At 64.0% G+C, this 26,612-nt stretch carries 29 protein-coding genes and 2 pseudogenes; 22 read left to right on the top strand and 9 right to left on the bottom strand.

The features are described from left to right. Positions 1–2,823 (bottom strand): protein kinase domain-containing protein, encoded by a 2,823-nt coding sequence (locus HMUK_RS15905; protein ID WP_012807461.1) that lies wholly within the window; start codon positions 2,821–2,823, stop codon positions 1–3. Between the two features lie 295 nt (positions 2,824–3,118). Between HMUK_RS15905 and HMUK_RS15900 the strand changes: the two genes are divergently transcribed. The 3 genes and pseudogenes from HMUK_RS15900 (at position 3,119) to HMUK_RS17725 (ending at position 4,714) form a co-directional block, all read left to right on the top strand. Beyond that, on the top strand, positions 3,119–4,261 hold the full coding sequence (locus HMUK_RS15900) for a serine/threonine-protein kinase (protein WP_012807460.1): 1,143 nt from the start codon (positions 3,119–3,121) through the stop codon (positions 4,259–4,261). 74 nt (positions 4,262–4,335) lie between these two features. Beyond that, positions 4,336–4,515 (top strand): annotated as a pseudogene (locus HMUK_RS16850) (RNA-guided endonuclease TnpB family protein); the annotation flags it as partial. Between the two features lie 40 nt (positions 4,516–4,555). Beyond that, positions 4,556–4,714 (top strand): hypothetical protein, encoded by a 159-nt coding sequence (locus HMUK_RS17725; RefSeq protein ID WP_012807459.1) that lies wholly within the window; start codon positions 4,556–4,558, stop codon positions 4,712–4,714. Between the two features lie 64 nt (positions 4,715–4,778). Here HMUK_RS17725 and HMUK_RS17815 read toward each other — a convergent pair whose 3' ends face one another. Continuing rightward, on the bottom strand, positions 4,779–4,922 hold the full coding sequence (locus HMUK_RS17815; RefSeq protein ID WP_218916815.1) for a hypothetical protein: 144 nt from the start codon (positions 4,920–4,922) through the stop codon (positions 4,779–4,781). Positions 4,923–5,003: 81 nt separating this feature from the next. Between HMUK_RS17815 and HMUK_RS15895 the strand changes: the two genes are divergently transcribed. From HMUK_RS15895 to HMUK_RS15885, 3 genes are all read left to right on the top strand, one after another. Beyond that, complete coding sequence (locus HMUK_RS15895; RefSeq protein WP_012807458.1) at positions 5,004–5,270, top strand: hypothetical protein; 267 nt, start codon at positions 5,004–5,006, stop codon at positions 5,268–5,270. A gap of 217 nt (positions 5,271–5,487) precedes the next feature. After that, positions 5,488–6,030 (top strand): hypothetical protein, encoded by a 543-nt coding sequence (locus tag HMUK_RS15890; protein ID WP_223270986.1) that lies wholly within the window; start codon positions 5,488–5,490, stop codon positions 6,028–6,030. 2 nt (positions 6,031–6,032) lie between these two features. Continuing rightward, on the top strand, positions 6,033–8,102 hold the full coding sequence (locus HMUK_RS15885; RefSeq protein WP_012807456.1) for a hypothetical protein: 2,070 nt from the start codon (positions 6,033–6,035) through the stop codon (positions 8,100–8,102). Positions 8,103–8,283: 181 nt separating this feature from the next. Here HMUK_RS15885 and HMUK_RS15880 read toward each other — a convergent pair whose 3' ends face one another. After that, complete coding sequence (locus HMUK_RS15880) at positions 8,284–9,003, bottom strand: PP2C family protein-serine/threonine phosphatase (RefSeq protein ID WP_012807455.1); 720 nt, start codon at positions 9,001–9,003, stop codon at positions 8,284–8,286. Positions 9,004–9,164: 161 nt separating this feature from the next. Here HMUK_RS15880 and HMUK_RS15875 point away from each other — a divergent pair, with 161 nt between their 5' ends. The 3 genes from HMUK_RS15875 (at position 9,165) to HMUK_RS15865 (ending at position 10,246) form a co-directional block, all read left to right on the top strand. Further along, on the top strand, positions 9,165–9,410 hold the full coding sequence (locus HMUK_RS15875) for a glutaredoxin family protein (RefSeq protein ID WP_012807454.1): 246 nt from the start codon (positions 9,165–9,167) through the stop codon (positions 9,408–9,410). 97 nt (positions 9,411–9,507) lie between these two features. Further along, the gene (locus tag HMUK_RS15870) at positions 9,508–9,969 is read left to right on the top strand and encodes a hypothetical protein (protein WP_012807453.1); all 462 of its coding nucleotides are present in this window, start codon (positions 9,508–9,510) and stop codon (positions 9,967–9,969) included. Continuing rightward, positions 9,962–10,246 (top strand): sulfurtransferase TusA family protein, encoded by a 285-nt coding sequence (locus tag HMUK_RS15865; protein WP_012807452.1) that lies wholly within the window; start codon positions 9,962–9,964, stop codon positions 10,244–10,246. The genes HMUK_RS15870 and HMUK_RS15865 overlap by 8 nt, the downstream gene beginning before the upstream one ends. 151 nt (positions 10,247–10,397) lie before the next feature. On the opposite strand, the gene HMUK_RS15860 is transcribed toward HMUK_RS15865, so the two are convergent. Both HMUK_RS15860 and HMUK_RS15855 read right to left on the bottom strand, forming a co-directional pair. After that, a complete protein-coding gene (locus tag HMUK_RS15860; RefSeq protein WP_012807451.1) occupies positions 10,398–10,631 on the bottom strand; it encodes a DUF2249 domain-containing protein in 234 nt (77 codons plus the stop codon). A gap of 260 nt (positions 10,632–10,891) precedes the next feature. Then, positions 10,892–11,956, bottom strand: coding sequence for a DUF2249 domain-containing protein (locus tag HMUK_RS15855; RefSeq protein ID WP_012807450.1), 1,065 nt, complete (start codon positions 11,954–11,956; stop codon positions 10,892–10,894). Positions 11,957–12,261: 305 nt separating this feature from the next. Between HMUK_RS15855 and HMUK_RS15850 the strand changes: the two genes are divergently transcribed. Continuing rightward, positions 12,262–13,143 carry a hypothetical protein gene (locus HMUK_RS15850; RefSeq protein WP_012807449.1) on the top strand — a complete coding sequence of 294 codons (882 nt, stop codon included), beginning with the start codon at positions 12,262–12,264 and terminating at the stop codon, positions 13,141–13,143. Between the two features lie 51 nt (positions 13,144–13,194). Here HMUK_RS15850 and HMUK_RS15845 read toward each other — a convergent pair whose 3' ends face one another. Next, the gene (locus tag HMUK_RS15845; protein WP_049940910.1) at positions 13,195–14,058 is read right to left on the bottom strand and encodes a hypothetical protein; all 864 of its coding nucleotides are present in this window, start codon (positions 14,056–14,058) and stop codon (positions 13,195–13,197) included. A 162-nt stretch (positions 14,059–14,220) separates the two neighbouring features. Between HMUK_RS15845 and HMUK_RS15840 the strand changes: the two genes are divergently transcribed. Further along, positions 14,221–14,685: a metal-dependent transcriptional regulator gene (locus HMUK_RS15840; RefSeq protein WP_012807447.1), complete on the top strand. Its 465-nt coding sequence runs from the start codon at positions 14,221–14,223 to the stop codon at positions 14,683–14,685. Between the two features lie 132 nt (positions 14,686–14,817). Here HMUK_RS15840 and HMUK_RS15835 read toward each other — a convergent pair whose 3' ends face one another. Further along, positions 14,818–15,480: a hypothetical protein gene (locus tag HMUK_RS15835; protein WP_126967197.1), complete on the bottom strand. Its 663-nt coding sequence runs from the start codon at positions 15,478–15,480 to the stop codon at positions 14,818–14,820. 245 nt (positions 15,481–15,725) lie between these two features. Between HMUK_RS15835 and HMUK_RS15830 the strand changes: the two genes are divergently transcribed. Continuing rightward, on the top strand, positions 15,726–15,965 hold the full coding sequence (locus tag HMUK_RS15830) for a hypothetical protein (protein ID WP_012807445.1): 240 nt from the start codon (positions 15,726–15,728) through the stop codon (positions 15,963–15,965). Between the two features lie 45 nt (positions 15,966–16,010). Here HMUK_RS15830 and HMUK_RS17950 read toward each other — a convergent pair whose 3' ends face one another. Both HMUK_RS17950 and HMUK_RS17945 read right to left on the bottom strand, forming a co-directional pair. Beyond that, a complete protein-coding gene (locus tag HMUK_RS17950) occupies positions 16,011–16,478 on the bottom strand; it encodes a helix-turn-helix domain-containing protein (RefSeq protein WP_223270985.1) in 468 nt (155 codons plus the stop codon). A gap of 70 nt (positions 16,479–16,548) precedes the next feature. Beyond that, positions 16,549–16,749: a hypothetical protein gene (locus HMUK_RS17945; RefSeq protein ID WP_223270984.1), complete on the bottom strand. Its 201-nt coding sequence runs from the start codon at positions 16,747–16,749 to the stop codon at positions 16,549–16,551. A gap of 322 nt (positions 16,750–17,071) precedes the next feature. Between HMUK_RS17945 and HMUK_RS18170 the strand changes: the two are divergent. From HMUK_RS18170 to HMUK_RS15775, 10 genes and pseudogenes are all read left to right on the top strand, one after another. Beyond that, positions 17,072–17,329 (top strand): annotated as a pseudogene (locus HMUK_RS18170) (GTP 3',8-cyclase MoaA); the annotation flags it as partial. Between the two features lie 223 nt (positions 17,330–17,552). Beyond that, on the top strand, positions 17,553–18,224 hold the full coding sequence (locus tag HMUK_RS15815; protein WP_012807443.1) for a helix-turn-helix domain-containing protein: 672 nt from the start codon (positions 17,553–17,555) through the stop codon (positions 18,222–18,224). A 127-nt stretch (positions 18,225–18,351) separates the two neighbouring features. Then, the gene (locus HMUK_RS15810) at positions 18,352–18,591 is read left to right on the top strand and encodes a 4Fe-4S ferredoxin N-terminal domain-containing protein (protein ID WP_012807442.1); all 240 of its coding nucleotides are present in this window, start codon (positions 18,352–18,354) and stop codon (positions 18,589–18,591) included. Beyond that, the gene (locus HMUK_RS15805) at positions 18,584–21,094 is read left to right on the top strand and encodes a molybdopterin-dependent oxidoreductase (RefSeq protein ID WP_012807441.1); all 2,511 of its coding nucleotides are present in this window, start codon (positions 18,584–18,586) and stop codon (positions 21,092–21,094) included. Before HMUK_RS15810 ends, HMUK_RS15805 begins: the two co-directional genes overlap by 8 nt. A 2-nt stretch (positions 21,095–21,096) precedes the next feature. After that, complete coding sequence (gene dsrO, locus HMUK_RS15800; RefSeq protein WP_012807440.1) at positions 21,097–21,870, top strand: sulfate reduction electron transfer complex DsrMKJOP subunit DsrO; 774 nt, start codon at positions 21,097–21,099, stop codon at positions 21,868–21,870. After that, the gene (nrfD, locus tag HMUK_RS15795; protein WP_012807439.1) at positions 21,870–23,198 is read left to right on the top strand and encodes an NrfD/PsrC family molybdoenzyme membrane anchor subunit; all 1,329 of its coding nucleotides are present in this window, start codon (positions 21,870–21,872) and stop codon (positions 23,196–23,198) included. Before dsrO ends, nrfD begins: the two co-directional genes overlap by 1 nt. Then, a complete protein-coding gene (locus HMUK_RS15790; protein WP_012807438.1) occupies positions 23,191–23,763 on the top strand; it encodes a TorD/DmsD family molecular chaperone in 573 nt (190 codons plus the stop codon). Before nrfD ends, HMUK_RS15790 begins: the two co-directional genes overlap by 8 nt. Positions 23,764–23,952: 189 nt before the next feature. Further along, positions 23,953–24,621, top strand: a complete 669-nt coding sequence (locus HMUK_RS15785) for a hypothetical protein (protein WP_012807437.1) — start codon at positions 23,953–23,955, stop codon at positions 24,619–24,621. Between the two features lie 79 nt (positions 24,622–24,700). Beyond that, on the top strand, positions 24,701–25,321 hold the full coding sequence (locus tag HMUK_RS15780) for a hypothetical protein (RefSeq protein WP_126967198.1): 621 nt from the start codon (positions 24,701–24,703) through the stop codon (positions 25,319–25,321). Between the two features lie 36 nt (positions 25,322–25,357). Further along, positions 25,358–26,596, top strand: coding sequence for an ATP-binding protein (locus HMUK_RS15775; RefSeq protein WP_012807435.1), 1,239 nt, complete (start codon positions 25,358–25,360; stop codon positions 26,594–26,596). Positions 26,597–26,612 lie beyond the last annotated feature (16 nt).

Genomic DNA, 26,612 nt, shown 5'->3' with positions numbered 1-26,612 from the left:
CTACAGCTCGTCGAGGTGGGCTCCCAGCCGCGACTGCATCCGTTCGATCGTCTCGAAGCGGCGCTCGGGGTCCGTCGCGAGGGCCGTCTCGACGGTGTCGTCGATCCCGTCCGGGAGACCGTCGACTCGCTCGCCCGGCAGTGCGGGCTCGTCGGACAGAACGCTCTGCATCACGTCCACGTCGGAGCCGGTAAAGGGCGGCTCGCCCACGAGCAGCTCGTAGAGGACGACCCCGAGCTGGTAGATGTCCGTCCTGCTGTCGGGCGTCCCGTAGGTGTCGGGGTCGAACTGTTCCGGTGCCGCGTACGTCGCGGTCATCCCGCCGGCAGTCGCACCGTGCTCGTTCAGCAGTCGGGCGATTCCCCAGTCGGCGACCTTCGGCACGTCCCAGACGCCGTCGGGCGTCGACTCGAAGAGGATGTTCGCGGGTTTGAGATCGAGGTGTGCCATCCCGGTCTGGTCGTGTCGGACCGCGTTCGCGACGCGCTCGCAGATCCACAGCGTCTGGCGGTAGTCACACTCGCCGACTCTGGCCGCCAGCGAGCCCCCGTCCATGTACTCCAGGGCGATCCAGGGGAGGGGGTCGACGTCCCAGTCGACGACGCCGACGACGTGAGCACGGTCCGAGAGTCGGTCCCACTGTCGCGCCTCGCGCTCGAAGGCGGCGATGTCGTCTGCCGTCTGTGTCCCCTCGGTGACGGGCTCTTTGACGGCGACCGTCCGCGACTCCCCGTCGATCTCGACGGTCCCCTCCCGGACGACTGCGTTGCCGCCACGGCCGACGACTCGACCGGTCTCCACGTCGCCGTAGTCCAGCGACAGCGACGGGGCCTGTGTCGGCTGGCCGGTCGGTATCGCCGTCGAAGCGGCCTCGCTGGTGGTCTCAGACCGGTCGTCGCGGACCCGGCGACCGGTCGCCTCGGACCGTGCTCCCGCCGGGCGCTCCGAACCGGAGCCCGCGTCAGCCGACGACTTCGAGTCCGACTCGGGCGAACCGTCGGGGTCGTAGTCGAGCGCCGCGAGTGCCGCCTGGGCGGCCTCCCGAACGTCGTCGTCGTAGTGTGTGCGGAGTGGCGCGATCCGTGCAGCCGCCGGCTCCGCGCCGAGTGCCGCGAGCGACTCGCAGGCTTCGACGCGGGGACGGGGATAGTAGTCGTCGAGCAGGTCGACGAGCGGATCGCGAGCGACACGCAGATCCAGACCGCTCGCCGCGAGCGCGCCGATCGCCTCGGCCGCCGCCGCTCTGACCGTCTCGCTGACGTGCCCCACGCTGGTGACGAGCGTCGAGACGTGATCGTCGGTCACCGCGTCGGGATGGGCCGCGCCGATCCGTCCGAAAGCCCGGAGCGCCCGTTGCTCGACGTGTGAGTCACCGTCGTCGACGGCCCCGAGAACGGCTGGAAACACGACGTCGGCCAGTTCCCGATCGGCCGCGCCGATCCGTCCGAGGGCGTGGACAGCGTCCGCACGGACCGAGTCCTGCTCGTCGTCGAGGAGACCGAGGAGGGGCGTCGACCCGGTCGAAGCGATCAGTCCCGACGCGTCCCGCTCGACCAGCGGGCGAACGGCGTCGGGCCGTTCGCTACCCAGCCTGCCGAGCGCGGACGCTGCACTCGACCTGACGCCCCACGACTGGTGATCGAGGTGGGCGACGATCTCGACCAGCCCGCCGACGACCAGGTCCGGACAGTGCTCGGCCAGCCGGCCCAGCTCGCCCAGCACCGTGCTCTTCCGGAAATCCGCCGCCGACTCCAGAGCCGCGAGGTGCGCGCGGGCCGCAGGTTCGGCCGCCTCGGCCAGTCGCGACTCCAGCGGCGCGAGAGCGCTCACGACCGCGCGTCGTATCTTCGGGTCGGGATCGTCGGCGGCGGCAACGAGGTCGTCGGCGACGCGGTCGAGGACGGCCGGCTCCGTCTCGCCGAGCGTCTCGAACAGGCCGATCGCCTGCTTCCGGACCATCGTCTCGTCGTCGGTCAGGAGCAGCGTGAGCCGGTCTGTGTGGTGATCGAGAAGAGCCGGGCGCTCCTCTGCGATCGTCTCGAGCGCGCTGACGACGTGCCAGCGCTCCGCCTCGTGGGCGGCACTGTCGACGCCGGCCCGGTTCGTCGCCTCGACCAGCGGCTCGACGAGCGTCAACCCCGCGTCCGAGCGGCAAGTCACGAGGTTCCCCACGCCGTACACCACGCCTTTGTTCGGGAGCGACCCGCGGTCGAGTTCGCGCTCGAACCGTTCTATGACCCGTGCGCGCACCTGATCGTCTTTGCCCGCGATCGTCCCCAGGGCCTTCCCGGCGGCCTCACAGAGCAGGCCGACATCGTCCTCGGCCGGTTCCAGACAGTCGAGCAGCGTCGGGACCGTGTCCCGGACTTCCTGGGGAAAGAGGTCGTAGATCGCCGCGAGTGCTGCCGCCCGTTTCGAGCGGACGAGCTCCTCGTTTTCGGTGTCGGCCAGCGTTCGGTGGTACTGGCCGACGGGGTCGGCCCGCGCGACCGGAGTCCGGTCGAACTGGGGATCGGCCGCCGCGACTCGTGTGCGATCGAACTCCGCGATCGCGGCCACCAGTTCCGGACGGCGGAGCCCGTCGGTGTGGACGACCGCGTCGATCAGCGGTTGTACCAGCGGTGCCATCGCCTCTGCGTCCCGTGCCGTCGCCTCTCTGACCAGTTGCGCCGTGACGTGGACGACGCCGTGGTTGTCAGACAGCAGCAACTCCTCGATGCGCCACCGGTCGGCCTCGGTGTAGGCGGCCGGGTCGTCGGGCAGCGTCGCGAGGAACGCCCGGGCCTCGTCGAGTTGGACTTCGTCCTCGTCGGTGTCGCTCACGAGTCACACCTCTGCTCGCCCGACGCCGTTCGACGGTCGCCGAACGGCTCACTCCTCGGTGACATCGATCACCCCATCCACAGTGAGGACGGCGACCCCGACGAACCTCCGGGCCTCGATATTTTCGAAGTTAGCGACCATGGTGTGGGTAACCAGTGGACGATGTTAAAACCAGAACTCTCCACGAAGCGGAAGAGTTGAGACGCTGGCCCGGAAACAGTGGCGACGACAGAATGCTCGCAACGTCGTTCGGAACAGGCCTCGTCGGAACCGCCGGTTTCCATCGGAGCACGCGATGACGGACGACGAGCCGCCGCAGTTCGTGACGACGACAGGACAGTTCTCGAGGGATTTCGAGACGACGACGGTCGAGTCCGAGCCGGTGCTCGTCCACAGCCTGGAAGGGGAAGGGGGCCGGGCGGTCGTCGGGGTCTACTCGACCGAAATCTACGAGGGCGAGTGTCACCTGGCGGTCGGGATCGACGAGGCAGTCTCACAGCAGACAGCCGAACCACAGGACCCAGACACCGCAGCGAACGACGAGCCCGACACCCCGACGACGGTCGCCAGACCCGCCGAGAGGGTGCCCGAGCCGGTCGAGCCGTCGCTGCCCGAGTCGGTCACCTACAGCGAGCTGACGATCGGCGAGCGCATCGGCGACGGCGGATTCGCTGAGGTCAGGGCTGCGACAGTCGAGTCCGAACCGGACGCGGCGCTCGCGGTCAAGCGCCTGTCCGACGAGGGGACGCTGACCGGAGCGACGATCGACCGGTTCGTCGAAGCGGGGAAGCTGTGGGCCCAGTGTGACGACCACCGCCACGTCGTGAGCGTCGTCGACTGGGGGAAGGTTCCCCGACCCTGGATCGCGATGGAGCGTCTGACCGGCGGCGACCTGCGCCAGCGCCTCCGCGACGCCGACGACGGGCTCGCGATCGACGAGGGGCTGTGGATCGCGAGCGTGCTGGCCGAGACCCTCGCCGACGTACACCACCTCGGGGTCCGGCACTTCGATCTCCGGGCCGAAAACGTCCTCTTCGCCCCGACGCCGGAGGCAGCGTGGGACCTCCCCAAGATCGGCGACTGGGGCGTCGCGAAGACTCAGCGCGGCGGCAGCGATCCGGCAGCGCTCGATCCGCGCTACGCTGCCCCCGAGCAGTTCGAGTCCGACCGGGAACTCGACCACCGGACGGACATCTATCAGCTCGGCGCGGTGCTCTACGAACTGCTGACCGGACGGGTGCCGACGGCGACGGGAGCCGAGGGCGAGTCGGTCGCCGAGCGGTCGCTGCCGACGCCGCCGTCGGAGCTGCGCCCAGAACTGCCGTCGTCGGTCGACGAGGTCGTACAGACCGCGCTCGCACCGGCCCCCTCGGAGCGGTACAGTCGGGCGGTCTACCTCGCCGACGCGCTGGACGATCTCGTCGACGACACGCCGTAGCAGCCGTGGAAAGCGACTTCGCTGCCCCGTGGTGGGGAATACACGAACGAGAGGACAGCCGCCAGTATTAGACAGATAGAGACTCGAACGCGGCGATCAATATCCTCTCTCGCGGTCTGAGCCAGCTAGGAGTGGGACACTCCGAAGGAACGCCTGTGGAGACTGCGCTCACTGTAGATACACTTGTATCTGCAAAGCGCGTCTTAGAAGCAGGAAGCCCCACCCTCAAGGAGCCAGCGGTAGCTGGCGAGTAGGGTGGGGTAGTTCACATGGGAGTCACTGCAACCGAGTGCCATGTTCCGGCAGGAACTCGGCGAGTGGATCGAGAGCGAGTTCGGCGCGCGTGACGAGCGGCTGTTGGACGCCGATTTGGAGGCAAAGCGCCTCGAACTGTTCGAACGCGAGCAGGCGGTCGAGTACGAACTCGTCGGTGAGGAGATGGCCGAGCTATAGTAGCCATTGAAAATCAATGCACACCCGATCGCACGATAGCAGTGCGATCGGTGTGTAAATCGTTTCAATTGTTACTATAGAGGAGCGATTCGAGGAGACGCTTCGGGCGGGTGCCGACGCCGACGGCCACGAGCGGGAACGACACGAGGAGAGAGCCACACGGCTCACGCAGAACTACGAGCAGCGAGCGGAAAGGCGCGACAGGCACGGGCGGCGACTCACCGCGACACAGGTCGTCCGCGCGCTCCGTGCGGTCGAGGGCGAAGCGCCCCAGGCCGTACAGCAACGAGTGAGCCGGGCACAGGCGAACTGCGGCGTCGAGTTGCGCCGGGCCGACGAGTATCTCGCCGCCGTCGCAGACGCACTGGAGATCGACGATCGGTACCTCCCCGACTGGTCGCTCGACCCGGAGCCGATGCCGGGGCCGTTCGACGGGGACGACGGTCCGTCGTTCGATCCCGAACCGCTCGAACAGGCCGACGGCGAACCGACGCTCGATTTCGAAGGGGCCGACGACGAGTGGACGCTGGACGACGTGATCGACCTGGGCGAGTGACGCGACGCCCTCCGAGCGCCACCGCGAAACAGGGGTGAGCGCGACGGAGACCGAAGCGTCGCGTCCGGACCATCGGTTCCGACGGACAGTTGTGTCCAATATGGAGAAATTGTTTATAGTTGGAGGTGGAACGTTGTGCCAGAGAGATGAGAGACGCGACGAAGGGGTGTGCGAGTCGGTCGACGCCGGTCGGCGTCGCGACGGAGCACCCAGACCAGTGGAGGGCAGCACCGAGATGAGCGAGGACGGTGCGTACCTCGTCGTCGTCGACTACGAAGACGAGCGCGAGCGAAAGCGCGCGGAGTACCTGCTCGACAACTGGGAGGACGGGACGATCGAGTCCCTCGACGGCATGTCCCGCGTCGTGAGAGACGTCGACATCGACGAGCTGTACGACCAGCTGGCGGCGAAGGTGCCAGAAGAGGAGCTGTCGGCGTACGAACTGAACCGCGTCGACACCGAGGCGACGCAGGTCCAGGCGACGATCGACGAGACGTTCGACGACGTCGAGGCCGAACGCGTCGAGTGGGCGATGGAATCGATCATGAAAAAGCGAAAGGCCGTCGACCAGGGGTCGACGACCGACGGCGAGAGTCTCTGGGCCGTCTACACGAAGAAGGGACGAGCCGAGATCCAGTACGACATCCGAGAACGAGAACAGAACACCGTCCGACTCCACGTCGTCATCGACGGTTTCGGAGAGGCACCGGAGTTTCTCCGTGAATTCATCGAAGAGGAGATCGGGTACATGATTGCCTAACAATGGGAACGATCAAAGACAAACGCGAAGAGCTGACGTATCCGGCCCACCAGGTCTTGCAGAAGGACCTGGTCGAACTAGCGAACTACTCGGCACAGCGCCGACGAGACCTGTACAACCAGCTCGAACAGAACAAAGAGGTGTACGAGTGGGACTTCTACCCCGAACACCGGGAGTCGATCCCCGAGGCCACCAAAGAGAACGAGGTGGCCTCCTTCGAGGCCGCGAAGCTGCTCCTGGCGACGGCGATCGAGGAGGCAGGCGAGAGCGAGCCCGAGTCGAAGGGGTTCGTCGACCAGTTCGAGGCGGGAGAACGCGAGTTCGTCAGGCAGTTCGACGACTTCCGCCGGAAGTTCAAGCAGATCGACGAGGAGAACCTGGAGACCAACATCAAGAACAAGGACGGGAAGGTCCACCAGTTCGTCACCGAGGAACTCGAAGCGCAAGCCGACCTCCGGGAGTCGCTGCTGGACACGTCGTCAAACGAGATCCGCGGCGCGACGATCTCGTACTTCCAGCGGGAGTTCGAGGAGTTCTTCGAACTGGCCGACGAGGCCGTCTTCCTCTACATCAAACACCACGGGCTCCCGAACACCATCGAGGGTATCGTCAGTGCCGCGGAAGCGGCCCGGGACGCGAAATCCGAGCGAGAGGCCATCGAAGCGACGGTACGGGACGAGCTGGAGTCGCTCTCGGAGACGGTCCACCACAGCCTCCAGGAGCAAGAGCGATCCCTCCGGACCGAGATGAGCCGACTCCAGTCGGAGATGGCGACCGGCGGCGTCGACACGGACGCCGTCGAAGGCGAGCTCGACGAGATCAAAGACCAGATCGCGACCCTCTCGGAGCAACGCTCCGCGGACAGACGAGAGATCTCGGAGAAACTCGACACGATCTCGACGCTGGAAGACGACCTCGAAGCACAGATCGAGCAGCTGGAGGCGGCCCGCGAGGAGACCCGCCAGGAGCTACAGGACGAGGCCGCGTCGAAAGCCGCGTCGCTGCTCGAAGACGAACTCGACCGCCTCTCGGAGCGGAAAGGCGATCTCAGCGCCGAAATCCAGCGGTTACGGAACGAACGCGAGCGCCTGGAGACGACCGGGGATCGACTGGACCGGGAGTTCGGCGACCTCGAAGAACGGGTCGCGACGGCCGAACAGCGGGTCGACCGAGTCGACGAGCTGGACGAGCGCGTCGGAGAGATCGCCGAGTCCGTCCGGAGTCAGCGCGAGGAGCCCGACGGGAAGGCGATCCGCGCGCAAGTGGCGCGGCTGTACGAGATGGACTACGTCACGCGGTTCGAGACCTCCGTCGAGGAGGCGACCCACCTGACGCTCCCCGGTGGCGATCGCTTCGAGATCCCGGAGGGGTTCTGGGAGGATCGACGCCGACACTTCACCGGGGACCACCGATCGATCGTCGCAGACGTACTGGACGACGAGACCACGGCCGATCGGTACCCGGTCGGACGGTTCTCGACCTACCGCGTGCGGACGAACAAGTTCGTCGCGTTCTCGGAGACGAAACTGGTCGTCGAGGCCGTCGTCGCCGCCAACCTCGAAGCCTTCGCCGTGAACGGCTTCGACGCGCGGCCCGCGGGCATCGACGACCTCATCGATGTCGTCAACGAGACGGTCGCCCGCGCCGAGTCGAACGACACGACCCACCTGATCGGCATCGCCTCACCCACCGGCTGGACCGACGACGTGGAAGCGTTCGTCCAGAACGAGGACGCCGCGCGGTCCCGGTTCGACCAGCAGGTGAGCGTCTGTCTGGTCGACATCCAGTCCAACGAGCTGATCTACGACCGAAACGACCGCCTCGTCTCCGAGAACGTCGATCTGTTCACGCGTGCGGTGGACAGCGAGCGCGTCGCCGACTGCATCGAGGTCCTGCGCGACGACTACGTCGACGACCCGATGACCGAAGTCGTCCAGCACCACGCGGTCGTCGACGAACACGACTTCGGCCCACACATCGTGCGGGCCGCCTTCGAACGGCTGGCCGAAGACGGCTACGGGACGACCGGCTACCCCGCCGCCGCTGACGGGCTCTGTTTCGTCGCCGACTGAGACTGGCGAGTGGAACGATAGACCGGTGTCGTCGACCCCCGTGGCGACGATCGCCGGTACGCAACGACGATACACCGTATGAGATGGCGCTGTGAGTGTACGGCATCGGCCACTCCGGGGCGGCGAACTGCCGACGGACGCTGTCCCCGAGGCGGCGACGAAACGGACACCGCAGTGTGGCCTACGCCGTTTCGGTCCGGCAGAGACCGACGGTGACGTTGTCCGGTCCGCCTCGGTCGTTGGCTTCCCGGATCAGAGCCGTCCCCGCGGATTCGAGCGACGCGGCGTCGAGACAGGTCGCCTCGATCGTGTCCTCCGGAACGGGATCGGTGAGCCCGTCCGTACAGAGCAGGAGCCACCCCTCCGAGAGCGACTGCGTGTACAGGTCGACGTCGAGGTCGTCGGCGGTCCCGACCGCCTGGGACAGCACGTGGCTCATCGGGTGGTTCGTGGCCTCTTCGGGCGTGATCTCGCCCGCCTCGACGAGTTCCTGGACCTGCGATTGGTCGGTGGTCACCTGCCGGAGTGCGTCGTCGACGTAGTAGGCGCGGCTGTCTCCGACGTTGGCGATCGTCGCGGTGTCGTCCGCGACGAGTGCGGCGACGAGCGTCGTCCCCGGCGTCTTGCGCTCGCCCGCCGCGAGATCGGTCACGGCGTCGTGTGCGGCCCGGAAGCCGCGTTCGAGCACGGCCTCTGGCCCGTCGTCTTCGGGCGTCTCCGAGGTGACCGTTTCGAACAGTCGCTCGACAGCCGTTGCACTCGCCTCGGCACCCTTCGGGTGGCCCCCCATGCCGTCGGCGACGACGACGAGTTCCCGCCCGTCGTCGAGCGACGCACAGCGGGACGCATCCTCGTTTTCGGAACGCTGCTGACCGACGTTGCTGTGGCAGTACGAGATCATAGTTGAGCGGCGACGAACGGATCGTGACCGATCGGTTATCACGCGTCGCAGATAACTGTACTGCCGGGCGAGGGAGCGACGGTCCGCTGGCTCTCGGCGACGCGCGTCCAGTGGCCGGGCCATCGCATCGATTTTCACCCCGCTGGACCAACACCGAGACGATGGCGGACACGACAGTGACAGTGTACACCCGGGAGGAGTGTCACCTCTGTGACGACGCGCTCCGGACGATACGGACGGTGGCCGAGTCGGTGGCTCGGTCGGTCGACATCGAAGTCGTCGACGTCGACGAGGCGTCGCTGCGCGAGGAGTACGGCGACCGCGTCCCCTACGTGCTCGTCGACGACCGGCCGGCGTTCAAGTTCCGCGTCGACGAACGGGAGCTGCGACAGAAGCTGGTGGCCTGACGGCGGTCGCGTTCGATCCGGACGGCGGACTGGGGGGTTGTTCGGGGGCCGGGACGTTACACGGGGGCGTCTCGCTACGGCCACCGCAGACGTCGCGATGCGCGGTCTCGACCCGGTCGCCGCGGGCGTTCGGATACTTCACCTCACGGCGTTTGCGGTGTGGGTCGGCGGCGCGGTGTGGAACATCTTCGTCGCCGTTCCGACCGGACAGAAGCGGCCGACGATCGGCGTCGTCCGGGCGGCGGGCCAACAGCTCGAACGGTTTCGGTGGGCGGTTCGGTTCATCGTCCCGACGCTGCTCGTGACTGGCCTCTTCCAGGCCGTAGACAGTCTGGGAACCGCCGTCACGTCCTATCTCGGGAGCGGCGTCGGCGTGGCCGTCCTCGCGAAGGTGGGGTGTATCGGTCTGCTGGTCGTTATGTTCAAGCTCTGCCCCATGTGGCGGGCCTGTTCGCCGATAGAAGGCGTGTGTGAACTCGACGGCCTCGGCGAGAGCGACCCCGGAGAGAACGAACCGACGGACGACGAACCGCACACGGAGGTGACGAGCGATGTCTGAACCGACGATCCCCGACACCGCGCCGGATGTCGAGCCGGAGATGACCGTCGACAACCGAGGTCGTGGCTGTGCGAGCGGGATCGCTCGGGTACAGCGGGCGCTCGAAGACTTGCCGGACGGTGCCGTACTGGTCATCCGGAGCACCGACAGACGAGCCAAACGAGAGTATCCACAGCTCGCGGCGCAGACGCCACACGAACTGCTCGCCATCGAGAGCGAGCGCGGACGCCTCCTCCGCAAGGAGTACACCACCTACCTGGAGATACGTCGAGAGTGAGCGCGCCCGGTTGATTTCGAGACCACTGGCGACGATCACCAGCCCGACGTGGACGCGCTCGTCGACCGGGGGGACGGACTCCACATCGTATAGGTGCGTACCGTCGTGTCCGGGAACCCCGAAGAAGGTCACTCCCGGACGGATCGACGGCTCAGGCGTGTTCGACTTCGACGTGCCAGAGATCGGGTTCCGGGTTGGCCGCCTCGTAGGTGAACCCGCGCTGTTCGAGCACGTCGTACAGCGGTTCGGGCTCGAAACTGTTGATCAAGAGCAGCGACTCGTCGTCCTCCAGTTCCTGTACGGCAGCCATGATGTCGCCGAACGGTTCGCCGTCGATCTCCCGGACATCGAGCCGACGATCCGCCTCGGCCGGTTCGAGACTCATGAGGGAGGGTAAGCACGGCCGAGTGGTATATATTCTCCCGATTACGTTCGTGTTGCCGGCTACGATACGCAGGTGTAACGCCCCTCGGCCGCCGGACAGACCGCGAGTCATCTGTATCGGTTCTCGGGGAGAGACACATCGGTGAGTTGCATCCGATCGTGGGATGCGCCCGGCGAGTCGACTCGCTCTGGGAGGAGAACGTGACGGCGACCGTCTCCGTGTCGGGATCGGTTCCGCCTCGACGAGCACGTCGGCGACCGTCAGAACGGCGCGTTCGACGCGTCGCCGGCCGCTTCTTTCCCGCTGGACGGTTCGCTGCCGGCCACTCTCGTCTTCCCGATCAGCACTCTGAATTCCCCGGGCTCTTTCTGTCGGTACTCCCAGCGGAACTCCGGCCCCGTCTCGGCCTCGAACTGGTGGTACAGCGGTTTGGGGTCGTGGTCGTTGACCAGCACGAACCCCGTTCCCTCCGTCAGGTCGTCGTACGCGGCGAAGATACGCTCGTGGCGCTGGGCCGGCGGCAGATCGCGCACGTCCAGCTCTTCGAGGATCTCGACCGCCTCGTCGTCGGCCTCCGCCTCGTTCGTGTCCCCGGAACCGTCGGCGTCGCCGCCGGCCTCTTTCGTGATTTGGACGCGACAGCGACCGGGCTCGCTCTCGACGACCTCCCAGGAGAAGGCGTTTCCGTACCGTTCCCGGAACTCGCCGCGGAGCGGTCGCGGCTCGTGGGGAGCGATCAGTTCCATCGTCCCGCCCTCGGGGATCATCCCGTAGCGATGGTGGATCGTCGGATGGCGCTCTTCTTTGGGGATGTCGCGAACGTCGTAGCGGGTGACGACGCCCTCGTCGTCGGCGTCGGACTCGCCGGTCTTGACGACCTCGACGCGCCAGCCGTCGTCGCCGCGGCTTCTGTACTCCCAGTCGACCACGTCGCCGTGCATCGACCTGAGCTCGTGATACAGCGGTTTGGGGTCGTGGTCGTTGTGCAGGACGAACCCCTCGTCGGCCCCCAGTTCGTCGAAGATCGCGAGCAGCGCCTCGTGACGGCGCTGGGGCTTCAGGTCGCGAACGTCGATCGTTCCCAGGTCGGCCTCCAGCGGATCGCGCTTGGTCACTGTGAGTTCCCGGGGCTCCGCGTCGGGATCCGCGTACGTCCACTCGATCTCCCGATCGCGTTCGATCTGGTAGCGGACCAGGTGGAGATCGAGGTCCCGATTCGCCACGACCTCGACGGTGTCCCCGGTCTCTATCTCCGACAGCGTGTCGAACAGCGTCCGGCGGTGCTCGTCTTCCGGGTGCTCTCGCAGGTCGAGTTCCGTTGCCATGTCTACGGTCCGTTTTCGCCCCGATCCCATTACCTCCGTGGCGAATCCTTTCGGGACCGTGATCGAGGACCCGACAGTCGAGAGCGACCCGCGGGCGGAGATATTCGGCCGAACACACTCGACCGTCTCGCTCGAAGCTCGTCGACACGGAGACGGTGTCCGTCGGTCGGGAGTTCGACGCCGTCGGCCGCTCGGACGAAAGTCGGTACCGCGTGGCGAGTCCGTCACGCGGTCACGACACCGACGAGGGCAGTCGCGTGTGTAGACCACGGAACACGAGTCTGCCGGCCCGTAACACCCCACCAATGGACGAAGCAAACACGGTCGACGACGCAGTCCCCGTCGAGTGGCGGCAGGTCCCGCCAGACGGGGTGTCGCCCCCCGTCGTCCAGGAGCACCCGTATCTGGAACTGAAACTCGAACATCCCGGGCTCGAACCGACCGAAACCGGTGACCGGTTCTTTCCGGACGCGGTGCCGTACGAACTCGACGGAACGTCGCGCGTCTTCTACTGGCGACCCGCGGTAGCGTCCTCGACTGCGGAGCCGCGAGACTGGGAACTGGCCTGTGGGACCACGCACGAACTCGTCGGGTTCGACTCGTTGCCAGCGGAGGGGCCACCGCTCGTCACGGAAGGTGCGAGCGGGACGACGGTCGTCGTCGATGGCACCATCGGCGGGGACGTGACGACGAGCCACGTCGGAGCCTACGTACCGCCGGCCGTCTCGATCGAGCGACACGTCGAGTCGGCGGTCGAACTGATGGTCGACGGGACCCGGCACGATCTCTCGCCGGGGCAACGGCGTCGAATACGCCTCGGCGAGCAGCGCGTCGAGCCCGTCGGCACGGACGGTCGCCCGAAGACGATCGCTCCGGAGCTCGTCGTCCGCTTCCCCGGCCGGCGCGAACTCCACCACCCCGCACCGGGAGCGACGTACCGACTGTTCCCGGCTTTCGGTCTGGACCTCGAAGCGCTCCCGAATCCGCTCTCGGTCCCCACGACGACCGGCGAACTCGACGATCTGGCGCTCGCGGCGGCGCTCGGCGTCGACCTATCACGGCGACCGTACCCCGAACGCGCCCTCTGGCAGGCGTTTGCCTACACCGCGTTCGATCCACACGCCGACGCGACGCCCGAGCTGACGCAGCTCGCGACCGGGCAGATCGTCCTCGAAACCGGCGAGTGAAGCCGCGGTATCGGCCACAGTCCCCACGTGAGGAGAGAGGCGTGAGAGGCCTCACTCCGTCCGTCTGTACGTCGCCGCGACCATCGCGGTCAGGGTCGTCAGAACGAGGAGCTTGAAGCCCACGAGGTGGCCGAGGCGCGAACCCAGTACCGCCGACGGTGCGAGCCCGAGGAGGCGGTCGGTCTGATAGAGTCCGGTCAGGAACACCAGCGCGATCACGGCCGGCAGGTGGCGGCGGAACGCTCGCGCCTGTGACCGCAGCGCGTCACCGGCGTCGGGACGGGATCGCACCGTCGGGAGGACGACGAAGTTGTGCCAGCCGGCTCCACCGATCCAGAGGGAGAAGGCCCCGAGGTGTCCCGCCCTGATCGCCCAGTCCAGAACCGTCGTGTTCGTCTCTATCCAGGCGAAGCTACCGAGAGAGACGAGAACGGTCCCCAGAAGCACCGATCGAAGTGTCCTCGTCAGAGCCGAGTCCGCTCCGACGTATCGGACGCCGAACCACGGCAGGAGTCCGGCGACGAGACCGGTACCGAGTAGCCGAGTTCCAAACGACGGGCCAGCCGTCGCGGTGACGACTGCAGTGGTGCCAGCGAGCGCAGAGCCCACGACTGCGACCGTCTCCAGCCGTCGCCACCGACGGCGAACGTACCGACGATCGCCGGACGCCTCGAATCTGCTCTGGTCGAAGATGACGAGTCGCCAGTAGAGACCGCCGCCGAGCAACCCCGCAGTGACGACGAGCAGCCAGAACAGTGTCCGAACCCGGAGAGGATCGCCCGCGTGCGTGAGCCAGACGCCAGCGAAGGAACCGCCGAGTAGCAAGCCGAGGACGAGCCGTGGTCGGAGGGCCCGCATCGGAACGGCCCTGCCCAGGACCGTCGGCCCGTCGCGCTCGTTTTCGCTCGTCTCCATACCACCCATTTAGGACCGCCTAAACTAAACGGTGCGTCGGGAGATGTTCGGCTCGACCGAACGCACGTCCGGCGAGTGGCGTCGTTCGGCCGGCGGAGTATCCGAGACGGTACGAATCGGTTCGGCACCACGCTTTCACACGTGTCCGGGGAATCGTACGGTATGTCTTCGGAGTCCCAGATGGAGCCCCCGTCGTTCGGGCCGTCGCTGTCGGAGACCGAGCGGAGTGGGGCACGCTACCTCTTCGCGATCTCCGTCCTCGCCGAGTCACGGACCGATCGGGTTTCGACCGGCGACCTGCGGAAGTACATGGGCGTGACCGCCGCGAGCGTCACGGAGATGGTGGCGAAGCTCGACGATCGAGGGCTGGTCGAACACGAGAAGTATCAGGGCGTGGCGCTGACAGAGCGGGGAGAGCAGGTCGCGACGCAGGCCGGCTGGCGACTCTGCGTCGTCGCGACCTTCTTCGATTCGGTACTGGACGTGACACTCGACGAGGAGACGGCGTTCGACATCGGGTTCGCGCTGCCAGAGACCGGCGTCTTCCGCCTGCGTGCGCTCGCCGATTCGGCCTGTCTCGGGCTCTGCCCGGATTCGGACGGCGACCCAGGACAGTGTGTGGCCTGAGAGCGTCGGCGAGCCACAGTAGTGGTCGACCGACGGCCCCAAAGCGCGAGCCGATCGAGCCGGTCCGCAGTTTCCGCGTGGTCCGCCTCCATCTCGGCGATCTCGACTGATCTCGATTAGTAGCGATCCCGATCAACAATCCGCTTCCGAAGAGCAAAAAGAGAGTTCGTTTAATATAGACTCACTGAAAACCATACCAGCGACATCCTCGAAAATTTGGGGCTCACTCTGTTCATGCGATGTTCGATCATAGGTATCCCAGTCTAGTTCTTCTATTGATTCAGCAACTCCATCAAGGATAGTATCTTGAGAATCAGTCCTATCGGGGATAGCGCCGCCATCTAACTCTCGTTCAAATTGTGTCTCAAACGTCTGGTGGTCGTCTAAATCGTCACGTAGTTCCTCGGCCATTTCCGCTTTAAATTCATCATATTCAGAGAGGCCCACATCAGCCAAGGAACGATAGTCATTATTATCCAGATATACAGCCGTATTTTTAACAATGCACAACATCACATATTCTTCAAATAGCTCGACGTATTTCGCCTTCTGCTGTTCGAACTCTCTTAGGATTGTTCTGGCTTTACGATATTTTTTAAGCCGTCCGGGTTCCGAAGCAGACTCTGCAGCATCGATCATTTCTTCAAACTCCTCCTCTAATTTGCCGAGCTGCTTTCCAGTTATCCCCAGCTCTGTCTCATATTTCCTTATCTCTAAGTTTAAATCCTCCAAGTCCCACGGAAGTTCCTCTAGAATGTCATTAGAGGGGCCTGATTCTGTAAACCAAGTTCTCAATTTCCGCCACATGAGACCTACTTAAATAGAGTTGATCATTTTGAAGTATAATAGTTATGTTAGATTAGTGATAATGATCCCTGATTCGTCTGAATCGTCGTCGAGGGCGTTCTTGAGGGTTCACCCGAACAGTTCCGACCAATTGACGGCTGACTTCGGTCGATCGCACGTCCGAACCAGTTCGGGGAAAGAGTCAGGTTCGATCCGCCGCCATGCGAAGACGCAATAATTTAGGTCGGCCTAAAATGATTCGAGAACACGTCACACACATCAGGACGGCGGTGGATCGGCGGTCGATTCCCACGCGAGTCGGGATCACGGTGCTGGCACTCCTGTCGCTGCCGTTGCTTGGCACGGCGGTTCGAGCGGTCGGTCGGGCTCTCGAACTGGGGTGGCTGACGACCCCGCTGCTGGTCGTCGCTCACGTCCCGGTCGTCGTCGCGCTGATCGCGCTCTGGTCGATCGGCTGCGACATCTGTCGGTGAGGTCGATATCCGGAGACCCGACGATCCAGCGACGGCCGAGCGCGGTCAGCTGGACGACACCACGACTTCGGAAGGGGCCTCGTCGTCCCGATACTCTTTCAGCACCCGTCCTTCGGCGCGGTGAAGGATCTCGCTACAGGTCGACTTCGCGACGCCCAGCTCGTCGGCGAGGTCGACGAGCGTGGTACGTCGGGGCGTGTCGTAGTAGCCCCGTTCGATCGCCTCGTCGAGCACCCACTCCTGGCGTTCGGTCAAGAGCGAATCCGATTCGGACTCCTGTTGGATGCGCTCGACGGTGTACCGGATACCGAAGTTGTCGAGCGTCTCACCCAGTTCCGAGAGCGTCTCCTGTGGGAGCGTCGCTTCGAGCGTCATCCGTCCGTCCACGACCTCGAACGGCATCTCCAGCGGTACCCCGGAGTCTTGCAGCGAGGTCAACAACAGCGGGACCGTCGTCTCGACTTGCACGCGGGTCGCCTCGGCCTCGGTGTCGAAGACCGTCAGATCGGTCACGGCGTCGTACTCCCGGAACTCCGCACAGACCGTCTCATACGGTTTATTGTAGTTGCTTACCGGTGATCGTCTACTCCGTGGCGACGATCACCGGTAAATCGCTACAATAATCCGTATCAGAGGCGTCGCCGAGAATTTCGATTCTGGCGACGCCGCTCGCGGTGCTGGCCGTCGCCGCAAGCACGCGAAACCGCGTGTCGGGATACGCACGGGACAGTTCGCTGATCCAGACCGTCTCCGGAACCGTGATCGTGAGTTCTGCGTAGGGCATGGTGGAATCGAGGTGCTCACCGGCGTGTCCGAAAGGACCGCTCCGGTTCTGTGTACGGCCAGGTTTTAGGCGAGACTAAAAATACGTTGGCGTGAACATCATCGGGTCTGCCTGAAGTGCGCGCGATAGGCCGACCGTCGGCAGAACTGCGCCGTTTGAACCGACCGGTCGCGACCGTCTGATCGGTGGAATCCGATGGCAGCGGTACGGTCGCGTCGATCTGAAATCCCGCCATCGGCGCGGACCTGCGGCGCAGCATCCGACTCGCCGCCGCAGAGAGTCACCACGCGGTCGGCGTGAGCCTCGAACGCGTCACAGCCCGCCCGGTCTCCGGCTCCAGCTCGTCGATTCCACGCCCGAACTCGCCGGCCACCCCCGAGTGGGCGATCGGCATCGACCGCGTCCACGGCTGGTTGGAGGACCGCGCCGACTTCGTCAAGACCCCGAGATGCACGGTCGACGGCGGAACCACGTGCAGTCTCCGGACGCTGAGAGCACCGGTGTGGTCGAGGTCGTCGATCCCGTAGAGAGCCCGCAGTTCTGCACGAACTGCCATCGCATCCGTGTGACACACGGCGGGGACTGGGTGCGCAACGAAACCTGCGTCGAGACGACTGCTGCAATGGGCTCTTCAGAGAGACACTGGCGGCCGTCACTTCCGAAAGTTTGGAGCGCCGAGGTCGCGGCTGCGACACTGACAGACGGCGGCAGTGGAGACACGTCAACGCCACCCGTTCGTTCTCAGTAAGTGAGAACCAGCCGGGTTCGTATACCGACGCTAGCTGTAGAGACACTTATAGGATATGCAAGGTTCCACGACAAAACAGGGAGACGACGGCCGGGATCTGTATGTCGCTTTCGAGATCAAACCCGTGCTCGACAGTGACTGTCCACTCGACGAGTTCGAGGACGCCGACGGCGACGTCGTCGAGGTACGACAACAGCTGCTGCACGACCAGTGTCAGACCGAGATGACGATCCAGTCGGAGGAGACTCCCGTATCTCCGGGTTGCGAGGAAGCAGACATCGTTCACTCGGCGAGTGAGGTCGATGGAGCCTGTTTCTGTGCTGTCTTCGGTGCGTTCGACTGTATTCCGGAGATCGTCGATGTGACCGAGGAGTCGGTCTGCGTCGAGACGTATCTCCCGGACAGGAACCGGCTCACCGAGTTAGTCGAGTCGTTGAGAGACGTAACGCGTGAGTTGCACCTGCGACAGTTGAAACGAATCGACGCGGGAACGGGCGAGACGGGCGGACAGACCATCACACTCGCTCTCGACGACGTTACGGAAAAACAGCGTGAAGCAGTTACGAGGGCCGTCGCCGCCGGGTACTACGCGACGCCACGCGAAACCTCGCTAGAAGCGCTAGCCGATGACCTCGGCATCTCGAAGTCGGCGTGCTCGCAGCGTTTGAACGCCGTAGAATCGACGCTTGCTGTCAGCGCATTTGCGAACGCTACCACCAGCCGCTAACGGAGGTCCCCCGGGAGAATGACGATCAGTGTGCCGGCCGTCCGTAGCAGGCTTCGCCGGCCCCCACTTGAATCGCTTCATAATTCACACGAAGGGATATCGACGAGAAGCGGCGACATTGAACTGTATGACAAAAGAATCTCGATCCGCCCACGAGCCGATACCAGAGTGGGACGAGGTTGCCGACGAGATCCTCGATGGGTGTGGATACGATCCGGATCTCGGGAAGCGGATGGCCGAAGACGCCATCAAGATCACGAACGGTGAGCTAACCGAGCAGGAGTTCCACGAGAAGTACCACGAGGAGGTCAAAGCGGAGTTCGGAACCGACGAACGACCTACGAAACCGGAGGGGTTCGATGACTGACCAAGAGTTCACGGCGTCCCGCCGGGACGTTCTGAAGAGCGGTGTCGTCGCCGCAGTCGGACTCGGCGGCGCTGACAGCGTTCTCTCGACGCTCCAGCCCGCCGACGACTCGGGAGAAGCTGCCAGTCAGGTCACCAGCTTCCTCGGAGAAGATCAAGTCGTAAAGACCGCCTGTTCGCCGAACTGCCGCGGGAAGTGTCCGCTGGACGTTTACATTCGGGATGGGCAGGTGAAGAAAGTCGAGCAGCAGGTGCCCGCTGCAACTGAGTTCAAGCGTGGCTGTACGCTGGGCATTTCACACTTACAGCGGGTGTACAACGCGAAGCGGTTGAAGTACCCGATGAAACGCGCCAGCTGGTCGCCGGATACCCCCCAGCCCGACAAGCGTGGTGAAGACGCAGACTTCAAGCGAATCAGTTGGGACGAGGCACTTGACCTAGTGGCTGAACAGATACGGACCACCAAGGACGAACACGGGACGGAAGGCATTTTTTGGCACTCCGGATCGGGTGACGGTGGGACGACTGGCTTCGGTCGCCTGAAACAACTGGTTGGTGGCATTCAGGACAGCTTCGTCTTCGGGATCGACACTAACGTCGGCCAGGGCTTCAACCGAGTCACCGGCGAAGGTGGCGTCTTCATGCCACCGACGAATACCGCTGAAGACTGGGTCAACGCCAGGACGATCATCATCTGGGGGTCGGACATCTTCGCGAGTCAGTTCCAGATGGACGCCGAGTGGGTCCTCGAAGCCAAGCGCAACGGCGCGAAGCTTGTCGTCGTCGACCCCATGTACACGAACACGGCGGAGAAATCGGACCTCTGGTTACCGATCCGCCCGGGAAAAGACACGCACCTCGCTCTCTCGATGATGCACTACATCTTCGAGAACGAGGTTTACGACGAGTCCTTCCTCCGGCAGCGGACGAACGCACCAGCACTCGTCCGCACTGACGACGGAACACTCCTTGACCCAAGCCGGGTCGTCGACGATCCTGCCGATGACGCAGTCGTCGTGATGAACGAGGAAACTGGCGAGCCAGAGGTTGTCGGCGCTGAAACTGGTGGTCCGTTCGCGCTCACGGGCGAGTGGTCCATCGATGGGACGACCGTCCGACCCGGCCTGGTTGCGCTCCGTGAACAAGCCGCGAACTATCCCCCGGACAAGGTAGCCGATATCGCCGGACTGACCGCTGAAGACATCGAGACGGCAGCCGACTGGTTAGCTACTCGTGGCGCAGGCGGAATTATGCCGAGTTACGGTGTTGGCCGGTACCTGTACGGACACGTGTTTGGGCAGGCCTACGCGACGCTACTGGCACTGACCGGCGACTACGGCCGTCACGGAAACATCCACGCACAGCACCCGTCGTACAACGGCTCTTACCTTCAGAAAGGCGATTGGGGAAGTCCAGACGATGCGGTCGGTGTCGAAACGTATGGGTACCAACGCGTCCTCGATCTGCTTGAGGACGGCGGCCCCGCCCAACCCAGGTTCCTCTACGGAATGAACTCGAATATGCTCGGGAACCAGTTCCCGGATAGGGACCGCTGGCTGAACGCGATGGAGAATCTCGACACCATCGTGTGGGCGGACATGTACCACACGCCGACGACTCAGCAAGCGGATATTATCTTGCCGGCCGCTCACTGGTTCGAAACTGAGGACTTGCTCACGACGTACACCCACCCCAATCTCAGTTACCGGCAGCAGGCCCACGAACCACTCTGGGAGGCCCGTGACGACTACTACATCATAGCTGGGTTAGCCGAGCGACTCGACCACGGAGACAAATTCCCCGATGACAAACACGAAGTACTCGACCAGTTCGTACAAAACGACGACCGCCTCTCCTGGGAACAACTTCAAGAGACCGGAACGGTCGCCACTGACGAAACCCCGGATGTCGCGTACACCGATGAGTTTGGAACGGAATCCGGTCGGATCACGGTGTACGACGACGACGCGCCAACTGAGAAGGGGCCGGGACTGCCCGACGAGGGGGTCTCGCTTGAAGTTCCGGAACCATTAGAAGCCAGAACCGACGAGGACTGGGAGAAACAAGATGAGTACCCACTGGTGTTCATGCAAAAACACTCGAAGTGGCGGATCCACTCCCAGTGGGCCAATGTCCCATGGCTCAGAGAGGTCAACCGGGAGCCACAGTTGGACATTCATCCGAAAGATGCCAAGCGCAGAGGGATTTCGGATGGAGACTACGTGCGCGTCCACAACGACCGTGGCTCGGTGGTTGTCCGTGCGAAGTACAACAAGGGGATTCGTCCTGGACTTGTGAACACGGACCAGGGATGGTGGGCCGAGGACTTCGTTGAAGGGCACTACCAGGACCCGATCTCCGCGGAGACTGCAAAAGTCGGACGCACGTTCGCCTTCTACGATTGCAGAGTAGAAGTCGAACCCGCAGCTGATGAGTACCAGTCCAACCAGTACACGCAGGACAATCCACACGGTACGGCTGGCAGCTCGGCCGGAGGTGATTGAAAATGACAAATTATGGACTCGTAATCGATCAAGAGCGCTGCATCGGCTGCCACTCCTGTGCCATGAGCTGTAAGCAAGAGAATAACGTCCCGATGGGACAGGCCTGGAATCGCGTACTGACCGTCGGTGGCGATCACATCGATACACCCGAAGGCTCGTATCCAGAGGATGGAGACGACGGAACGCTGGAGATGAGCTATCAGCCGACGGCCTGTCAGCACTGCGAGAACGCACCCTGCGTGAAGGTCTGTCCGGTCAACGCGACGTACAAGCGCGAGGACGGCATCGTGGAGATCGACTACGACAAGTGCATCGGCTGCCGGTACTGCATGGCCGCCTGTCCCTACAACGCTCGGGTGTTCAACTGGGACGAGCCACAGCACCGCCCCGAAGAGGGCACTGGTGACGTCGAGGAACGGCCCCAGGGCGTCGTCGAGAAGTGTACGTTCTGTAGCCACCGCGTCGAGGAAGGACTCGATCCCGCGTGTGTCGTAAACTGTCCTGCCGATGCCCGAATCTTCGGGGACCTCGACGACGATGAGAGCACCGTCTCAAAGTACGTCGCCGAATACGATACCAACCGACTGCTCGACGAGAAGGACACCGATCCGAAAACGTACTATATCCAGGGCGAGATGTCACCCGGTCGGCCCTGGAAGGGCAAAGAACTCGAATCGGAACTCGACGAACAGCCGACCCCCGAGGAGGCCGACGACCCCGACAGCGAGGAATCGATGCGACGTGCTACTGCCGACGCAGTGTGGGGTGATGACTGATGAGTGGTGAAGTGACCGAGAGATCGGCGACGTCGACAGTGCGGAGCCCCGTGGTGTCCTCGTTCGGGACCGTTTCGAAGGTCTGGCTCGGCCTCCTGGGTGTGCTCCTGGTCGCCGGACTCGGGGCGTGGGCGTACCAGCTCCAGCAGGGTCTGGTCGTGACCGGGATGCGGAACGTGTTCTCTTGGGGGCTGTACATCATGCTGTTCGTGATGTTCGTCGGGCTGTCTGCGGGCGGGCTCATCATCTCGAGCGCGCCGAAGTTCTTCCACTCGGACCGGTACGAGGGGTTCGCACGGCTCGGCGTCCTCGTGAGTCTGGCCTGCATCATCGTCGCAGGACTGCTCATCCTGCCCGATATCGGTCGGCCAGAGCGGCTGTACCAGTTCTTCACGTCGCCGGACTTTCGTTCGCCGATGGTCTGGGACTTCGGGATCGTCGTCCTGTACGGCGTGTTGAACGTCTGGTACCTCTGGCTGCTCACTCGGCGAGACCTCGCTGCCCGCGGATCGCGACTGGCCTTCGGAGCCGAAGACACACAGGCCGGCCGGGATCGGGACCGGACGCTGCTGTTCTGGACGGCCGCGGTCGCATTGCCGACGGCGGTGATGCTCCACTCCGTGACCGGCTGGATCTTCGCGACACAGGTCGGCCGCGGCGACTGGTTCAGCCCGCTCGTTGCACCGGTGTTCATCGCCAAAGCGCTCGTCTCCGGCCTGGGCCTCCTGCTCGTGGTCTCGATACTCGCCGACCGCTACACGGGCTTCGACGCCGACCGGGACGAGCTGACGAGTCTGGGGAAGATGCTGGGGATCTTCCTGGCGTTTCACGTCGTCTACCTCCTCGCTGCCGAGCGCCTGCCACACGCCTGGGCAGACCACTTCGGCTTCTGGGCGATCACCAGCGAGTTCCTCATCGGGGACTCGGTCTACTTCTGGCTCTGGACCGGCGTCGGCGGGGCAATACCGCTGGTGCTGTTGGCGACACCGCAACTCAGGAAGCGACTGTCCGTGATATTCGTCGCGGGCGTACTCGCCGTGTTCGGCACCCTGTTCGAAGGGGTTCGACTGGTGTTCACCGGCTACGAGAGTGTGAACATCGACGCCGCGCCGGGCATCTCGCTGGGCGGCGAGTACGCGGGCGTCACGACGGACGTCTGGGCCACGACGGGGGTGTACACGCCGACGGTGATCGAGTTGGTGGTGACCGCGGGAATCGTCGCGTTCGGCGCACTGATCGTCACCGTCGGGCTCCGATACGTCCCGCTCCAGCGGCGGACCGAACAGGAGAGATACCCGGCAGACGGCGGAGGTGGTGGGTGTGACTGACGACACCGCGACGGCGGTCGACGACGCGACGGAGGAGACGAGACGGCCGACGGCCGACACCCTCGCTACCCTGGCAGTGTGCTGGCGCGAGCCGTCCGAGGAGTTGCGTGGTACCGTCGAGTCGGGCGCAGTCGCGTGGCTCGACGAGAGCGAGGCAGCCGTCGATCTGGACGACCTGCGCGTAGAGTACACGCGACTGTTCATCGGCCCCGGCCCCGAACAGTGCCCGCCCTACGAGAGCGTCTATCGGGACGGCGACCACGACGGCGACGGCCAGAACGTCGGTCCGGTGTACGGGCCGGCGACACAGGCGGTTGCGCGCTGGTACGCCGAGTACGGACTGGCGTTGCGGGACTCGAGATCGGCACCGCCGGACCACATCGCGACGGAGCTCGAATTCGCCGCCTACCTCGCCGCCACCGAGGACGACGACACGGTCGAGCAGTTCCTCGACGAACACCCGCGAGCGTGGATCGAACCGTTCACTGCGCGACTCCGGGAGAACGATCCGGGGCCGTTCTACCGGGCGGTGATCGAGAGAACGATCGAAGTCGTCACTCGGTGATCGCGCCAGCAGCGTACCGTCGATGTCACACTCCGGGACAGACGGCGGCGTCCGTCGCGGAGTCGACCCGGGAGTCGGGCAGCTCGCGCGCTGTGCGAAGAGCCCCGGGCCGCCGTCTCCGAGACGGCCGTCATCGCGTGATAGCTACTTGCACGCACATTTATGCACCTGTGACCAAAGATAGCAACTATGTTTGCTACCGTGAAGTCGTGGTTCGGCTCACTGTTTGGCGACAGTGACGACGGCCACCTGCTCGATCGTCCGAAGGAGGACCATCAGGTCAAGCGACAGGAAGCCGAACGGAAGCTAGACGATCTCAAGAGTCGCCGAGAGGAGCTGAAAGAAGCGCTCGATGACAAGCGCTCGAAGTACGAGTCGGCGAAGGAAGCCGGTAACGAAGAGCGAGCACAGGACTTCCTTCGCGACGCAGAAGAGATCAAAGAAGAGCTCGAAACCGTAAGAGGGCGGATCGACGAGACGAGCAAACAGCGGAATCTGGCCTCGAACCTGGCGAACATCAAGGAGATCGGCGAGAGCCGGGGCGACGACTACTGGAGCCAGCTCCGGGAGATGGACCAGAGCGAACTGGTCCGACTGTTCCAGCAAGAGGAGATGAAAAACGAGGAGCTACACGACGTGCTCGGTCAGACGGATACGCTCTCTTCGAACGCACTGGACTCGTTCAGTGAGGGCGCGAGCCAGCTCCACACCGGCTCCGAACTCGAAGAGGAGTGGAGCGACGACACATCCGAGACCGACGAAGAAGTGAGCGAAGAGCCCACAGAGGTGGGGAACATCGAAACGGAATCCGACGTACTGAGCGAAGACGGCGACGACGAGACCGTCGAGTTTTCGTAGCAGCTTTCTCCAATATGGAGATCCAGTAGAGTGGGTTTAGTGCCAAAGTTTTATTATGGTGCCTACCATGTACTCGTATATGGTTCAGTTCAGAGACTGGATACCAGGTAGCTGGGGCGGCAGTTCGAACGAACTCATGGAGAAAGACGCCGACGAACTCGACCTCGAAGCACGAACCTTCGAGACGCAGATCGAGCTGAAAGAACAGGAGCTCGAACGGCTCGATCACCAGTTCGAGCAACTGGTCGAGAAGGGGCGAAAGGTCGCCGGACCTAAAAAAGAGCGACTGAAGCGAAAGGCCAAGCAGCTCAAGCGGGACTACGAGAACAAGGAAGCCGCGTGGCAGGAGATGCTGGAAGAGTACACCACCCTGCTGGCTGCCAAAAACGCCAAGAAGCGGCTCGAAGAGCAGCCCCAGTCGTCGCTCCGGGACATGAGCGAGGAAGACGTACAGGAGTTCATGAACGACATCGTCCGCGAGATCGAGAAGCGCAACAAGGACACGGAGTGGATCCAGCGCAAGGGCGATCAGCTCAACCGGACCCTCACCAGCGTCTCGCAGGACTTCGGGGCGACGATGGAGGAGTCGGAGATCGACACGCTGTTCCAGGACGCCAACGAGGACCCGGTCTCGCTGAGCGAGCTCACGAAAGAAGAAGACGAGAGTGAGAACATCTTCAACGAGGAGCTGGGCCGCTAACGCGCTCACCGCGTCCCGTCACCCAATTTTGTAACTATGGATCTCGGACAGTACAAAGAGGACATCCTACAGGAACAGTACGAAGAGTACCTCAAGAAGGGGAAGTCACACCTCGATCAGGAGAACCACGAGAAGGCCGCGAAAGCGTTCTCACAGTCTCTCGATCGGTTGGAAGAGCTCGAAACGATCCGGGAAACGACGTATCCGGACCGCAAAGAGCAACTGGAGTCGTCGATCTCGAAGCTAAAGAGCGGCGAGGCCCTCTCCGAAGAGGACATCGGCGAGAACCGCGACGGCGGGGCAGAGGACGCCGAACAGCCGGAGTCGGACTTTCGTGAGCAAGTCGAATCGTTCATCTCCCAGACGGAGGTCACGTGGGACGACATCGGGGGCCTCGACGAGGTCAAAGGCGAGTTGAAGCGGACGATCACGCTGGGCGGCATCGACGACAAGCCCGACGCCGTCGCCGCGACCGATCGCGTCCTCCTGTTCGGCCCGCCGGGAACCGGGAAGACGCTGCTGGCGTCTGCGGTCGCCGGCTCGCTCGACGCGACGTTCTTCGACGTCAAGCTCGGAGGGCTGCTCTCGAAGTACTTCGGCGAGACGAGCAAGCAGATCACCGCGCTGTTCGATCTCGCCGAGGAGATGAGCCCGAGTATCGTCTTCCTCGACGAGATCGACGCGCTGACACAGTCACGCGAGTCCGACCTGGACGAAACGTCTCGCCGCGTGTTGAACACGCTGCTGTCGGAGCTGGACGGGATCGACAAGAACGACGATAGTTTCGTGATGGTCCTGGGCTCGACAAACACCCCGTGGGACCTCGATCAGGCGATCCGTCGTCGCTTCCCGCGACGGGTGCTGATCCCGCTGCCCGACGTGGGCGCGGCCGAGGAGATCGTCGCGATCAACACCGTCGAAGGCGGGATTACCTTCGAGGGGAGTCCATCGGCGTTCCAGCTGTCGGACACTGGTCGACGCGTCGACACGCCCGTCGAGGCGATCGCAAGCGAGTGTATCCACCGCGATTTCACCGGCAGTGACGTGGAGGCGGTGTGTCGGACCGCGGTCAACGCCATGATCAACCGGTCGAACACGGGACTGGCGTCCGTCGCCGACCGTGGCTTCGACGCCGTCAGAGAGTACGACCTCTCGGTCGACGCCGTCCGGCCACAGGACGTGCAGGTGGCGTTCGAACGCACCTCGGCCTCGCTCTCCGAGGAGAGCGTGCGGCGCTTCGACGAGTGGGATCGGGAGTTTGGCTCCGGGGCGTGACCGGCCACACAGTAGC

Origin of the sequence: Halomicrobium mukohataei DSM 12286 (assembly GCF_000023965.1) — an archaeon.
In the GTDB taxonomy this organism is placed as follows: Archaea; Halobacteriota; Halobacteria; order Halobacteriales; family Haloarculaceae; genus Halomicrobium; species Halomicrobium mukohataei.
Note: the sequence above shows the minus strand (reverse complement) of the source record. Positions and strands in the feature narration are given on the sequence as shown.